The organism is Mycobacterium sp. P2_H7 (assembly GCF_056403275.1).
This window is the reverse complement of sequence record NZ_JBFUFU010000002.1, coordinates 140,193-153,897: the sequence shown is the minus strand read 5'-3', so window position 1 is coordinate 153,897 and position 13,705 is coordinate 140,193. Positions and strand designations below refer to the sequence as shown.

The window sequence follows — 13,705 nt, the reverse complement described above, 5'->3', positions numbered from 1 at the left end:
CATGGCCCGTAAGCCGCTCATCGCCGGCAACTGGAAGATGAACCTCAATCACTTCGAGGCCATCGCCCTGGTGCAGAAGATCGCATTCGCCTTGCCGGACAAGTACTTCGACAAGGTGGACGTGACCGTCATCCCGCCGTTCACGGATCTGCGCAGTGTGCAGACCCTGGTCGACGGGGACAAGCTGCGGCTCACCTACGGCGCCCAGGACGTCTCCCAACACGATTCGGGCGCGTACACCGGCGAGATCAGCGGGGCCTTCCTGGCCAAGCTGGGCGTCACGTTCGCCGTCGTCGGGCATTCGGAGCGGCGCACCTACCACGGCGAGTCCGACGACCTGGTGGCTGCGAAGGCCAAGGCCGCGCTCAAGCACGGCCTCACCCCGATCGTCTGCATCGGTGAGGCGCTGGAGGTCCGCGAGGCGGGCAACCACGTCGAGTTCAACGTCAACTCGCTGCGCGGCTCGCTGGCCGGGTTGTCGGCCGAGCAGATCAGCCAGGTGGTGATCGCCTACGAGCCGGTGTGGGCCATCGGCACCGGGAGGGTGGCCAGTGCCGCCGACGCGCAGGAAGTGTGCAAGGCCATCCGGGACGAGCTGGTGGCGCTGGCCTCCCCGGAGATCGCCGCCGGGGTCCGCGTGCTCTACGGCGGTTCGGTGAACGCCAAGAACGTCGGCGAGATCGTCGGTCAGTCCGACGTGGATGGTGCGCTGGTCGGCGGGGCGTCGCTGGAGGGCGAGCAGTTCGCCACCCTGTCCGCGATCGCAGCCGGTGGCCCGTTGCCGTGATTCGCGGAGTGATTTCGGCGCGGTTACCCGCGGTGGGCGCGGGTTTTCGCGCCGAAATCACGCCCGTGTAGGCTGACCGCCATGGAACTCGCGCTGCAGATCACCCTGGTCGTCACCAGCATTCTGACGGTCCTGTTGGTCCTGCTGCACCGCGCCAAGGGCGGCGGCCTGTCGACCCTGTTCGGCGGCGGTGTGCAGTCGAGCCTGTCCGGTTCGACCGTGGTGGAGAAGAACCTCGACCGGCTGACCTACTTCGTCGTCGGTATCTGGGTGGTGTCCATCATCGGTATGGCGCTGCGGATCAAGTACAACGTCTAGCTCTCGGTAGCCAATCGCACGCCGAACCCCACCAGGACCAGTCCGGTGAGGGTGTCCAGGCGTCTGCGTATCCGCGGCGTCTGCATCCAGTCGGCGATCGTCCCCGACGCCGCCACCAGTCCCGCGCAGTAGAACGCGGTCAACACGATGAAGATGCCGCCCAGCGACAGCGTCGTCCAGCCCACCGGATAGCCGGCGGGGACGAAACCGGGCAGGAAGCTCACGAAGAACACCCCGACCTTCGGGTTGAGAATGTCGGTGAGGAATCCGGACACGAAACCCGGCCGCATCAGGCCGTGCCGAGTGGTCTCCGGGGCCGTCAGTTCCGCTGCCGTCTGCCGCAGTGAGCGCAGCGACTGCACGCCCATCCACACCAGGTAGCAGGCACCGGCGATCTTGAGCGCCTCGTAGCCGACCTCGCTGGCCTGTAGCAGCGCCGCGAGCCCGAACGCCGCCGCGGCCACCCACACCAGCAGGCCGCACAACACCCCGAGCGACGTCGTGATCCCGCCTCTGGTGCCACCACGGACCATGCCCCGTACCACCACCAGGGTGTCGGGGCCGGGCAACAGCACGACGATGATGGCCGCCGCGGCGAAGGAGATCAGGTTGACCAGCACCGGCTTATCGTAAAGGCGCGCGCGGCACAGAATGACATAGCTGGGTGCCAGCCGGTACTCAGCGCGAGCTCTTACGATCGCGGTTCGTGTACAGAATTCTCCCCGCGGGCGCCGCTGCGGTTGCGTTGCTGTGTGTGGCATCCGTTGTGGCACGCGCCGATCCGCTGCCGGTGGCCGACGTGACCCAGTCCGCCGACACCGATGACGGTTGGCACCTGAGTGTCGCGCTGACCCGGATGACCATCAATTCGGTGCCCAACATGGCGGCCACGGCCTTCACCAGGGAAGGGTTCGTCACCGGGAAGGCCGAAGCCCTCATCGCGGGCAACGGCGCGGAGGCGGTGAATGCCGGGAATCTGGTGTTCGGCCTGCAGTTGGGCTGTCAGATTGATCTCAGTGAGGGCGGCAGTATCGGCGGGGACGCCGATGTGGGGATCAGCCCCGGGTTCAACGGGACGAACGTGCTCAACAACATCGGGCCGTACGCCGATGTCGAGGGCAATGTGTCCATCAACCTGCTGCCGGGCACGATCACCAATGTCGGGCTGGGCAAGAAGGCGCTCAAGGGCCGCGACGGCGAGATCGTCGTACACGACGCGCATGTGAAGGTCGATGCCTGCGGCGGCCCGGTGTCCATCCGATTCTTCACCACCGCGATGATCGACACCGACAAATCCGACGACAGCGTGAACGCCTACGGCGACATCCTGACGCTGTGATCACTCGATTGCTTTGCGGCGCAATGGTTCCCGTCGCGCTGCTGCTGGCGCCGACGGCCGCCGCGGACTGCTCGGGCGCAGGGGATTTCGGCGCCGCTTCGGGTTGCGCGGCGCCGGGCGGGGGCTCGGGTTCGTCGGCCACCGAAAGCTGGCCGCCCACCTCGGTGGACTGGCCGCCGCAACTGGATTCCGCCATCGGTGACGACAACGGCAAATCCAGCGATGACAAATCTGACAAAACCACAAGTCCGCCAATCGTTTTCCCCGCCGGACAACACGCCCCACCGCCCACCGTCGACCCGCCGAAACCGATCGTGCCGGCGGGCGGATGACGGGGTACCGCCGGTCTCGCCATGCACCGCCACACGCCGACGCCGATAATCGACCACATGGCTGAGAACGGACGTGTGGACACGGTGCTGGAACCGATCGGATCGGTGCGGCGCACGCACGTGGGCCGGGAGGCCACCGAGCCCATGCGGGAAGACATCCGGCTGCTGGGTGCGATCCTCGGTGACACCGTGCGTGAGCAGAACGGCGACGTGGTGTTCGACCTGGTGGAGCGCGCCCGCGTCGGCTCGTTCCAGGTGCGGCGTTCCGAGTTGGACCGTGCCGACCTCGCGGACCTGTTCGCCGGGATCGACATCCACCTGGCCATTCCCGTCATCCGCGCGTTCAACCACTTCGCGCTGCTGGCCAACGTGGCCGAGGACATCCACCGTGAGCGACGCCGCGCGGTGCACGTGGCGGCGGGCGAGCCGCCGCAGGACAGCAGCCTGGCCGCCACCTACCTCAAGCTGGACGGCGCCGACTTGGACACCGCCGCGGTCGCCGAGGCGCTGCACGGCGCGCTGGTTTCCCCGGTGATCACCGCACATCCCACCGAGACCCGTCGCCGCACCGTGTTCGACACCCAGCACCGGATCACGGAGCTGATGCGGTTGCGCGCACAGGGCCACGCCAGCACGGCCGAGGGGCGGGACATCGAGACCGAACTGCGCAGGCACATCCTCACGCTGTGGCAGACGGCGTTGGTGCGGTTGTCGCGGCTGAAGATCTCCGACGAGATCGAAACCGGGCTGCGCTACTACCAGGCGGCGTTCCTCGAGGTCATCCCACAGGTCAACGCCGAGGTGCGGACCGCGCTGGAGACCCGATTCCCGGGGGCGCAGCTGTTGGCGGACCCGATCCTGCGGCCGGGATCCTGGATCGGCGGTGACCGGGACGGCAACCCCAATGTGAACGCCGAGATCGTGCGATTGGCCACCGGACGGGCCGCCTACACTGCCTTCTCGCACTACTTCGGCGAGCTCACCGCGCTGGAGCAGGAACTGTCCATGTCGGCGCGGCTGGTGCACGTCACCGACGACCTGCTCGCACTCATCTCGCTGTGCACCGAGCCGGCCCGCGCCGACGAACCGTACCGCCGCGCGCTGCGGGTGATCCACGCCCGGTTGACCGCGACCGCCGCGGGCATCCTGGACGACCAGCCCGCAGCGGTGCTGGACCTGGGCCTGGAGCCCTACGTCACCCCAGCAGAGCTGCTGGCCGACCTGGACGTCGTCGACGCGTCGCTGCGCGCCAACGGCAGCGCGGTGCTGGCCGACGACCGGCTGGGCCGGCTGCGGGAAGCCGTGCGGGTCTTCGGTTTTCACCTGTCCGGCCTGGACATGCGGCAGAACTCCGATGTGCACGAGGAGGTCATCGCCGAACTGCTGGCCTGGGCCGGTGTCCACCCCGACTACGCATCACTGCCCGAGGACGAGCGGGTGGCGCTGCTCGCGGCCGAGATCGCGACGCGGCGGCCACTGATCGGCGAGGGCGCCGAACTGTCCGAACTCGCACACAAAGAACTGGGCATCGTGGTGGCGGCGGCCCGGGCGGTGAAGGTGTTCGGTCCGCAGGCGGTGCCCAACTACATCATCTCCATGTGTCAGTCCGTCTCGGACATGCTCGAAGCCGCGGTCCTGCTCAAAGAGGCCGGGCTGCTGGATGTTTCGGGGGAGCACCCGTACGCCCCGGTGGGCGTCGTACCGCTGTTCGAGACCATCGACGACTTGCAGCGCGGCTCGGCGATCCTGGAGGCGGTCCTCGACCTGCCGGTGTACCGCGCGATGGTGACCGCACGCGGCGAGCACCAGGAGATCATGCTCGGCTATTCGGATTCCAACAAGGACGGCGGCTACCTGGCGGCCAACTGGGCGTTGTACCGCGCCGAACTCGATCTGGTCGAGTCGGCCCGCAAGACCGGAATCCGGTTGCGGCTCTTCCACGGTCGCGGTGGCACCGTCGGCCGCGGCGGCGGCCCCAGCTACGACGCGATCCTGGCCCAGCCGCCCGGCGCGGTGAACGGGTCGCTGCGCATCACCGAGCAGGGCGAGGTCATCGCGGCAAAGTACGCCGAGCCGCGGATTGCGCACCGCAACCTGGAGACGCTGCTCGCGGCCACCCTGGAGTCGACCCTGCTCGATACCGAAGGTTTGGGGGAACTGGCCGAAAACGCCTATGAGGTGCTCGACGACCTGGCCGCCCGCGCCCAGCGGGCGTACGCCGAATTGGTGCACGAGACACCGGGATTCGTCGAATACTTCAAGGCCTCCACCCCGGTCAGCGAGATCGGCGCGCTCAACATCGGCAGCAGGCCCACCTCGCGCAAACCCACCACGGCCATCTCGGATCTGCGCGCCATCCCGTGGGTGCTGGCCTGGAGCCAGTCCCGGGTGATGCTGCCCGGCTGGTACGGGACGGGCACGGCATTCGAGGAGTTCATCGCCGGCGCCGATGGCCGCCTCGAGGTGCTTCAGGATCTCTACGAACGGTGGCCGTTCTTCCGGACCGTGCTGTCGAACATGGCGCAGGTGCTGGCCAAGGCCGACATGGGGCTGGCGGCACGCTATTCGGAGCTGGTCGAGGACGAGGCGCTGCGCAAGCGGGTGTTCGACAAGATCGTCGACGAGCACGACCGGACCATCCGGATGCACCGGCTGATCACCGGGCAGGACGATCTGTTGGCGGACAACGCCGCGTTGGCCCGGTCGGTGTTCAACCGGTTCCCCTACCTGGAGCCGCTCAACCACCTGCAGGTGGAACTGCTGCGCCGGCACCGGGCCGGGGACACCGACGAGCTGGTGCAGCGCGGCATCCTGCTGACGATGAGCGGGCTGGCGACCGCGTTGCGGAACTCCGGCTAGCGGTGCCGGGCAGCGGGGGTCGTCACGGTCAGATCCCCGTGGTCCGGCGGACGGCCACCAGCACGCGGCGCACGGCGGTCTCCGTCGCCGCGACCGGGGCCAGCACGGACTCACCGACCCCGACCATCACCTCGACACGCTCGACGATGCGTTCCATCCGCTCGACCACACCGAACAGGCGGGGTGCGAGTTCATCGATACGGGTGATGGTGTCGTTGAACCGCACCATCGTGGTGTCCAGGCTGCCCATCGACTTGTTCAGGTCCACGACCGTCGACTCGAGGCCGACCAGCAGCGACTCGACCTGACCGACGGTCATATCGGCGTTCAGCGCGGCTTGCGTCAACGTCTTGATGCGCTGGCGCCCGGGCGTCTTACCTGCCGTGGGATCGGTCATGGGCTCAGAGTTTGGCGGCGGCCGCTTCGTCGAGCAGCCATACCGTCTTCTCCTTGCCGACCGCGCCGGCAGCGGGGACGTCCACCGCGGCGGCGCCGTTGAGGGCGGCCGCCACCGCTTCGGCCTTCTCGGAACCGGCCACCACCAGCCACACCTCGCGGGCCCGCGCCACGGCGGGCAGCGTGAGGGTGATCCGGCGGGGCGGCGGCTTGGGGGAGTCGGTCACCGCGACGACGAGTCGTGCCGTCTCCTGTACCGCGGCCGTGTCGGGGAACAGCGAGTTGATGTGCCCCTCGCCGCCCATGCCCAACAGGTGCACGTCGAACTCGGCGGGCAGCAGCTTCTCGTAGGCCGCCGCCGCTGCCTCGATGTCATCGCCGAACTCGCCGTCGCTGGCCGCGATGGCATGCACGTTGGCCGACGGGATGTCGATGCTCTCCAGCAGCGCTTCGTGCGCCTGCTTGAGGTTGCGCTCACCGTCGGCGGCGGGCACGAAACGCTCGTCACCCCAGAACAATTCGACCTTCGACCAGTCGATATCGGTGCTGAAACCCACCACGTGACGAAGCAGCTTGATGCCGACCGTTCCGCCGGTCAGCACGATCGCCGCCGCGCCGCGGTTCGCGATCGCCGAGGTGATCGCACCCACCAGGCGGGCGCCGGCCGCCGCGGCCAGTTCGTCCGCGTCGAGGTAGGTTTCGGTCACGATCTCAGACATAAGCCACCTTGTCGATTCCCTGTAGTGCTTCGAAGTAGATCTCATCGGCGTCCAGACGACGCATATCCTCGGCCAGGCAGTCGCGGGTTTCCCTGCGGGCCAGCGGGATCTGCGCGTCGGGTTTCCCGGTGCGGATCAGTGTCGCGGTCACCCCGTCCTGCGGACGGCTCAGCACGATCGTCTCGTCGTCGCGGTTCAATTCGACCTTCAGGTCGCCGACCGCACGCGACACCGGGCAGTCCAGCCGTCCGGCCAGCCACCCTGCCAGGATGTCCAGCGCCGGTTCATCTTTCAGGCCGGACACCACGACCGAGGTGATCGGGCCGTACGGCGCCTGGTCCAGTGCGGCGGCCAGGAGCGCCCGCCAGTAGGTGATACGGCTCCAGGCCAGGTCGGTGTCGCCGGGGGTGTAGCCCGCCAGTCTGCTCTTGATGCAGGCCAGCGGGTCTTCCCCGTTGGTGGCGTCGGTGATCCGGCGGATCGCCAACTTGCCCAACGGATCCTCGGCCGGCACCCGTGGGGCCAGGTCCGGCCACCACGTCACCACGGGGGTGTCGGGCAGCAGGAACGGGGTCACCACGCTGCTGGCGTGGTTGGCCAGCGGACCGGACAGTCGCAGCACGACCACCTCGTTGGCGCCGGCGTCGCGGCCCACCCGCAACTGGGCGTCCAGGCGGGCATCGGTGGTCAGCCGGTCACCCGGGATGACGACGATGACGCGGCAGGGATGCTCCCGGCTGGCGGCGTTGGCCGCCTCGATCGACTCCTCGAGCAGGGCCTCGGTGTCCGGCGCGATCACCAGAGTCAACACCCGGCCGAGTGTGATCGCGCCCCCCTCTTCCCGCAGCGCGACGATCTTCTTGTTGATGGCACCGGTATTGGTGTCGGGTAAATCCAGTATCACCGCTCGGCTCCTTCTCGTTCCGCTCCTCGCTCGTGCCTCGCTGCGATGCTCACTCGTCGTCGCCTTCGGACATCACTAGGGTCGCCTCCATTCCCGGCCGGTCCGGCGCAACATCTCGAACGCCGAGTCGGGGCCCCACGTTCCGGACTCGTACTCATCGGGCTTGCCGTGGGTGGCCCAGTACTCCAGCGCGGGATCCAATATCTTCCAGGCCAATTCGACCTCGGCGTTGACAGGGAACAGCGACGGCTCACCCAGCAGCACGTCCAGGATCAGCCGTTCGTAGGCCTCGGGTGACTCCTCGGCGAACGCAGAACCGTACGAGAAGTCCATGCTGACATCCCGGACCTCCATCAGGTGCCCGGGCACCTTCGATCCGAACCGCAGCGTGATGCCCTCATCGGGCTGAACCCGGATGACCAGTGCGTTCTGACCGAGCTCGTCGGTCATGGTGGCGTCGAACGGCAGGTGCGGCGCCCGCTTGAACACGACTGCGATCTCGGTGACCCTGCGGCCCAACCGCTTTCCGGTACGCAGATAGAACGGCACGCCCGCCCACCGGCGGGTGTCCACGTCCAGGGTGATGGCCGCGAACGTCTCGGTGGTCGAGGTCTTGGAGAAGCCCTCCTCGTCGAGCAGGCCGACGACCTTCTCGCCGCCCTGCCACCCGCCCGCGTACTGGCCGCGGGAGGTGGTCTGGTCCAGCGGCTCGGCCAGCCTGGTCGCCGAGAGCACCTTGATCTTCTCGGCTTGCAGCTCGGCGGGGGAGAAGCTCACCGGCTCCTCCATCGCCGTCAGTGCCAGCAGCTGCAGCAGATGGTTCTGGATGACGTCGCGGGCCGCGCCCACACCGTCGTAATAGCCGCCGCGCCCGCCCAGCCCGATGTCCTCGGCCATGGTGATCTGCACGCTGTCGACATAGTGCGAGTTGAGCACCGGCTCGAACATCTCGTTGGCAAAGCGCAGTGCCAACAGGTTCTGCACCGTCTCCTTGCCCAGGTAGTGGTCGATGCGGAACACCGACGACTCCGGGAAGACGCTGTTGACCACGCCGTTGAGTTCCTCGGCGCTCTTGAGGTCATGGCCGAACGGCTTCTCGATGACGACCCGGCTCCAGCTGCCCTCCGGCTTGTCGGCCAGCCCGGACTTCGAAAGCTGTTCGCAGACCTGGGGGAACGCCTTCGGTGGGATCGACAGGTAGAACGCGTGGTTGCCACTGGTGCCGCGTTCCACGTCGAGTTTGTGCAGCGTGTCCTTGAGACTCTCGAAGGACGCCTCGTCGTCGAACGTGCCCTGCACGAACCGGAAGCCCTCGGCCAGCCGGTCCCAGACCTCCTGGCGGAACGGGGTGCGGGCGTGCTGCTTGACCGCGTCGAAGACGATCTTGCCGAAATCCTCGTCCGCCCAGTCGCGCCGGGCGAACCCGACCAGCGCGAAACTGGGCGGCAGCAGGCCGCGGTTGGCGAGGTCGTAGATGGCCGGCATCAACTTCTTGCGGGCCAGGTCGCCGGTGACCCCGAAGATCACCACCGCACACGGTCCCGCGATGCGGGGCATGCGTTTGTCGCGCTTTTCCCGCAACGGATTACGCCATGCGGAACCGGTGTCGGTGGCTGTTGTCATCGCTATCCTCTGCTCTTCGCGCAAGCGCTCATCGCCGTCCTCTGCATGTCGCGCAAGCGCTCATCACTTGGCAGCGTCAAGCTGTCCCTGCGTGGCCTCGAGCAGCTCGCCCCAGGATTTCTCGAACTTGTCGACGCCTTCGTCCTCGAGCACCTTGAACACGTCGACCAGGTCGATGCCGGCGGCCGAGAGCTTGTCGAAGACCTCCTGCGCCGCACCGGCGGTGCCGGTGATGGTGTCGCCGGTCACCACGCCGTGGTCGGCGACGGCTTCCAGCGTCTTCTCCGGCATGGTGTTGACCGTGTTGGTCGCCACGAGTTCGGTGACGTAGAGGGTGTCCGAGTAATCCGGATTCTTCACGCCGGTGGACGCCCACAGCGGCCGCTGGACGCGGGCGCCACCCTCTTTGAGCTTGGTGAACTGCTCGCTGTCGAACACCTCCTCGTAGGCGGCGTACGCCAGCCGGGCGTTGGCCACGCCGGCCTGGCCACGCAGCGCCAGCGCCTCGTCGGTGCCGATCTTCTCCAGGCGGGCGTCGATCTCGGAGTCCACCCGGGACACGAAGAACGAAGCGACGGAATGGATCTTGGACAGATCGTGCCCCGCTTCGGCGGCCTTCACCAGGCCGGCCAGGTAGGCATCGATGACCGCGCGGTGGCGCTCCACCGAGAAGATCAGGGTCACGTTGACCGAGATGCCTTCGGCGATGACCGCGGTGATGGCGGGCAGCCCGGCCAGCGTCGCGGGGATCTTGATCAGCACGTTGGGCCGGTCGACGATCTTCCACAGCTCGATGGCCTGCAGGATCGTCTTGTCCGTCTCGTGGGCCAGGCGCGGGTCGACCTCGATGGACACCCGGCCGTCGATGCCGCCGGAGGCCTCGTAGGTCTTGGCCAGCACATCGCAGGCGTTGCGGACATCGTCGGTGGTGACGGTGCGGATGGTGGCGTCCACATCGGCGCCGCGCTCGGCGAGCTCCTTGACCTGCGCGTCATACGCGGTGCCCTTGGACAGCGCGGCCTGGAAGATGGACGGGTTGGTGGTGACGCCGACGATGCTGCGGGTGTCGATCAGCTGCTGCAGGTTGCCGGTTTGCAGCCGGTCACGGGACAGGTCGTCGAGCCATACGGAGACACCCGCGGCGCTCAGTGCCGCGAGATTCGGGTTCTGAGTCATATTCCTGCTCTTTCTAGTTATCGAGTGAGCGTTCGGCGGCGGCGACGACGGCTTCTGCGGTGAAGCCGAACTCGCGGAACAACGTCTTGTCGTCAGCGGACTCGCCGTAGTGCTCGATCGAGATGATCTCGCCGGTGTCGCCGACCAGCTTGTGCCAGGACTGGGCGATCCCGGCTTCCACCGCGACGCGTGCCGACACATCGGGCGGGAGCACCGAGTCGCGGTACTCCTTGGGCTGGGACTCGAACCATTCGACGCAGGGCATCGACACCACGTAGGCGATGATGTCCTTGGCCGCCAACAACTTCTGGGCCTCGACCGCGAGCTGCAGCTCGGAGCCGGTGGCGATCAGAAGCACGTCGGCGTCATCGGCGGGGTTACCGCCGCCCAGCACGTAGCCGCCCTTGGCGACGCCGTCGGAGTCGGTGCCCTCCAGTACCGGGATGCCCTGTCGGGTCAGGATGAAACCGACGGGACCGCTGCCGTTGCCGCGGGCGATGATGCTGCGCCACGCGTAAGCGGTCTCGTTCGGGTCGCCCGGGCGGACCACCGACAGATTCGGGATGGCGCGCAGTGCGGCCAGGTGTTCGATCGGCTGATGGGTGGGGCCGTCCTCGCCGAGACCGATCGAGTCGTGCGTCCAGATGTAGATGGTGTCGATGTCCATCAGGGACGCCAACCGCACCGCGGGCCGCATGTAATCGGAGAACTGCATGAACGTGCCGCCGAAGGCGCGGGTCGGGCCGTGCAGCACGATGCCCGACAGGATCGATCCCATCGCGTGCTCACGGATACCGAAGTGCAGCACCCGGCCGTACCAGTCCGCGGTGTAGTCCGAGGTCGAGATCGACGGCGGGCCGAACGACTTCACACCCTTGATGGTGGTGTTGTTGCTGCCCGCGAGATCTGCTGAGCCACCCCACAATTCGGGCAGCTTGGGGGCAACGTCGTTGAGCACCTGGCCGAACGCGGCACGGGTCGCCACGGCTTTGGAGCCGGGCTCCCAGTACGTCAGATCCGCGTCCCAGCCGTCGGGCAGCTCATTGGCCAGCAGCCGGTCCAGTAGCTTCTTGCGCTCGGGCTCGCGCTCGGCCCAGGCGTCGAAACCGGTCTGCCACTTCTCGTGGGCTTCCCGGCCGCGGTCGACGAGCTTGCGGGTGTGCTCGATGACCTCGGGGCGCACCTCGAAGGTCTTGTCCGGGTCGAAGCCCAGCACCTTCTTGGTGGCCGCGACCTCCTCGTCGCCGAGCGCCGACCCGTGCACGCCACCGGTGTTCATCTTGGTGGGGGCGGGGTAGCCGATGATGGTGCGCACCGCGATGAACGACGGCTTGTCGGTGACCTTCTTGGCCTCCTCGATGGCCGCCTCGATCCCGGTGACGTTCTCGCCGCCCTCGACCTCCTGGACGTGCCAGCCGTAGGCGCGGTAGCGCGCGGCGACGTCCTCGGACAGCGCGATGTCGGTGTCGTGCTCGATGGAGATGTGGTTCTTGTCGTAGAAGACGATGAGGTTGCCGAGCTGCTGCGTGCCCGCCAGCGACGACGCCTCACTCGTCACGCCCTCTTCGATGTCGCCGTCGGAGGCGATCACGTAGATGAAGTGGTCGAACGGGCTGGTACCGGGCGCGGCGTCGGGGTCGAACAGGCCGCGCTCGTAGCGGGCGGCCATCGCCATGCCGACGGAGCTGGCCAGTCCCTGGCCCAGCGGCCCGGTGGTGATCTCCACGCCTCGGGTGTGGCGGAACTCCGGGTGCCCGGGCGTCTTGGACTTCCAGGTGCGCAGCGCCTCGATGTCTTCGAGTTCCAGCCCGAAACCGCCGATGTAGAGCTGCAGGTACAGCGTCAGGCTGGAATGCCCGCAGGACAGGATGAAGCGGTCCCGGCCCAGCCAGTGCACGTCGCTGGGGTCGTGGCGGAGCTGGCGCTGGAACAGGGTGTAGGCCAGCGGGGCCAGGCTCATCGCGGTGCCCGGATGGCCGTTGCCGACCTTCTGCACCGCATCGGCTGCCAGAACGCGCACGGTATCGACCGCTACCGAGTCGAGGTCCGTCCAGTCGTCCGGGTGGTTGGGGCGGGTGAGGGCGGAAATCTCCTCGATGGTGGTCACTACGCGTGCTCCTAGCGTCTGCGAGATCAGCTGCTTGTTCCTCTAAAACACCCTAGTGGGAGCGACTCATCCGTGGCAGACCGGTTGGCGGACGTTTACGCACCCGTTCACCCGAATTGACCCTGCGGTGTCAGACCCACAGACCCGCGGTCTACCATCGTCTGTAGTAGAAGCCCGCGTGACGCTGCCAAGGAGTTATTTGCGTGAGCATTCGCGAGCGCCGGTCAGCTAGCGCAGCGCCCAGTCGGATACGTACGACGTTTCTGGCTTATTTGGCGTTGACGAAGCCCCGTGTGATCGAGCTGTTGCTGGTCACGGCGATCCCGGCGATGTTGTTGGCCGACCGCGGAACTGTCGATCCGCTGTTGATCCTGAACACGTTGATCGGCGGCATGATGGCCGCCGCCGGCGCCAACACCCTCAACTGTGTGGCCGACGCCGACATCGACAAGGTCATGAAACGCACCGCGCTGCGGCCACTGGCCCGCGCGTCGGTTCCCACCAGGAACGCACTGATCTTCGGCCTGGTGCTGACGGCAGGCTCGTTCGCCTGGCTGTGGTGGACCACCAACCTGCTCTCGGGCGTGCTGGGCCTCGTCACCATCGCCTTCTACGTGTTCGTTTACACGCTGCTTCTGAAGCGGCGGACCTCGCAGAACGTGGTCTGGGGCGGCGCCGCCGGCTGTATGCCGGTGATGATCGGCTGGTCTGCTGTCACCGGGACCGTCCAGTGGCCCGCCCTGGTGATGTTCGCGATCATCTTCTTCTGGACGCCGCCGCACACCTGGGCGCTGGCCATGCGGTACAAGGACGACTACAAGGCCGCCGGGGTGCCGATGCTGCCCACGGTGGCCACCGAGCAGCAGGTCACCCGCCAGATCCTCATCTACACCTGGCTGACGGTGATCACCACGCTGGCGCTGACCCTGGCCACCGGCTGGTTGTACGCGTCCGTCGCGCTGCTGGCGGGCGTCTGGTTCCTGGTGATGGCCCACCAGCTCTACGCCGGAGTGAAACGTGGGGAACCGGTGAAGCCGCTGCGGTTGTTCCTGCAGTCGAACAACTATCTGGCCGTGGTGTTCTGCGCTCTGGCCATCGACTCCGCGCTGGCCTTGCCGAGGGTGTTGGGCGGCTAGATTTGTCGG

The 13,705-nt window shown here is 67.3% G+C and carries 13 protein-coding genes; 6 read left to right on the top strand and 7 right to left on the bottom strand.

What is annotated here, in order from left to right:
- Position 1 precedes the first annotated feature (1 nt).
- Positions 2–787, top strand: coding sequence for a triose-phosphate isomerase (tpiA, locus tag AC1DY7_RS02575; RefSeq protein WP_477492089.1), 786 nt, complete (start codon positions 2–4; stop codon positions 785–787).
- An 81-nt stretch (positions 788–868) separates the two neighbouring features.
- Positions 869–1,105, top strand: a complete 237-nt coding sequence (secG, locus tag AC1DY7_RS02570) for a preprotein translocase subunit SecG (protein ID WP_477492088.1) — start codon at positions 869–871, stop codon at positions 1,103–1,105.
- Here the strand turns inward: secG and AC1DY7_RS02565 are convergent.
- Positions 1,102–1,725 carry a LysE family translocator gene (locus tag AC1DY7_RS02565; protein WP_477492087.1) on the bottom strand — a complete coding sequence of 208 codons (624 nt, stop codon included), beginning with the start codon at positions 1,723–1,725 and terminating at the stop codon, positions 1,102–1,104. The two genes, secG and AC1DY7_RS02565, sit on opposite strands and share 4 nt — an antisense overlap.
- Positions 1,726–1,871: 146 nt before the next feature.
- Here AC1DY7_RS02565 and AC1DY7_RS02560 point away from each other — a divergent pair, with 146 nt between their 5' ends.
- Genes AC1DY7_RS02560 through ppc form a run of 3 tightly spaced genes read left to right on the top strand, consistent with a single transcriptional unit; the run spans position 1,872 to position 5,635 of the window.
- Positions 1,872–2,444: an MspA family porin gene (locus AC1DY7_RS02560; protein ID WP_477492219.1), complete on the top strand. Its 573-nt coding sequence runs from the start codon at positions 1,872–1,874 to the stop codon at positions 2,442–2,444.
- Positions 2,441–2,776: a hypothetical protein gene (locus AC1DY7_RS02555; protein ID WP_477492086.1), complete on the top strand. Its 336-nt coding sequence runs from the start codon at positions 2,441–2,443 to the stop codon at positions 2,774–2,776. The genes AC1DY7_RS02560 and AC1DY7_RS02555 overlap by 4 nt, the downstream gene beginning before the upstream one ends.
- A gap of 57 nt (positions 2,777–2,833) precedes the next feature.
- The gene (gene ppc, locus AC1DY7_RS02550) at positions 2,834–5,635 is read left to right on the top strand and encodes a phosphoenolpyruvate carboxylase (RefSeq protein WP_477492085.1); all 2,802 of its coding nucleotides are present in this window, start codon (positions 2,834–2,836) and stop codon (positions 5,633–5,635) included.
- A 28-nt stretch (positions 5,636–5,663) separates the two neighbouring features.
- Here ppc and AC1DY7_RS02545 read toward each other — a convergent pair whose 3' ends face one another.
- The 6 genes from AC1DY7_RS02545 to tkt all read right to left on the bottom strand — a co-directional run bounded on the left by AC1DY7_RS02545 (position 5,664) and on the right by tkt (position 12,560).
- Complete coding sequence (locus AC1DY7_RS02545; RefSeq protein WP_477492084.1) at positions 5,664–6,032, bottom strand: ATPase; 369 nt, start codon at positions 6,030–6,032, stop codon at positions 5,664–5,666.
- A gap of 4 nt (positions 6,033–6,036) precedes the next feature.
- The gene (gene pgl / locus AC1DY7_RS02540) at positions 6,037–6,750 is read right to left on the bottom strand and encodes a 6-phosphogluconolactonase (protein WP_477492083.1); all 714 of its coding nucleotides are present in this window, start codon (positions 6,748–6,750) and stop codon (positions 6,037–6,039) included.
- A complete protein-coding gene (opcA, locus tag AC1DY7_RS02535) occupies positions 6,743–7,654 on the bottom strand; it encodes a glucose-6-phosphate dehydrogenase assembly protein OpcA (protein ID WP_477492082.1) in 912 nt (303 codons plus the stop codon). The genes pgl and opcA overlap by 8 nt, the downstream gene beginning before the upstream one ends.
- 75 nt (positions 7,655–7,729) lie before the next feature.
- Positions 7,730–9,277: a glucose-6-phosphate dehydrogenase gene (zwf, locus tag AC1DY7_RS02530; protein ID WP_477492081.1), complete on the bottom strand. Its 1,548-nt coding sequence runs from the start codon at positions 9,275–9,277 to the stop codon at positions 7,730–7,732.
- Between the two features lie 63 nt (positions 9,278–9,340).
- The gene (gene tal / locus AC1DY7_RS02525) at positions 9,341–10,453 is read right to left on the bottom strand and encodes a transaldolase (RefSeq protein WP_477492080.1); all 1,113 of its coding nucleotides are present in this window, start codon (positions 10,451–10,453) and stop codon (positions 9,341–9,343) included.
- Between the two features lie 13 nt (positions 10,454–10,466).
- Positions 10,467–12,560: a transketolase gene (tkt, locus tag AC1DY7_RS02520; RefSeq protein WP_477492079.1), complete on the bottom strand. Its 2,094-nt coding sequence runs from the start codon at positions 12,558–12,560 to the stop codon at positions 10,467–10,469.
- A 203-nt stretch (positions 12,561–12,763) separates the two neighbouring features.
- On the opposite strand from tkt, the gene AC1DY7_RS02515 reads away from it, so the two are divergent.
- Positions 12,764–13,696, top strand: coding sequence for a heme o synthase (locus AC1DY7_RS02515; RefSeq protein ID WP_477492078.1), 933 nt, complete (start codon positions 12,764–12,766; stop codon positions 13,694–13,696).
- Positions 13,697–13,705 lie beyond the last annotated feature (9 nt).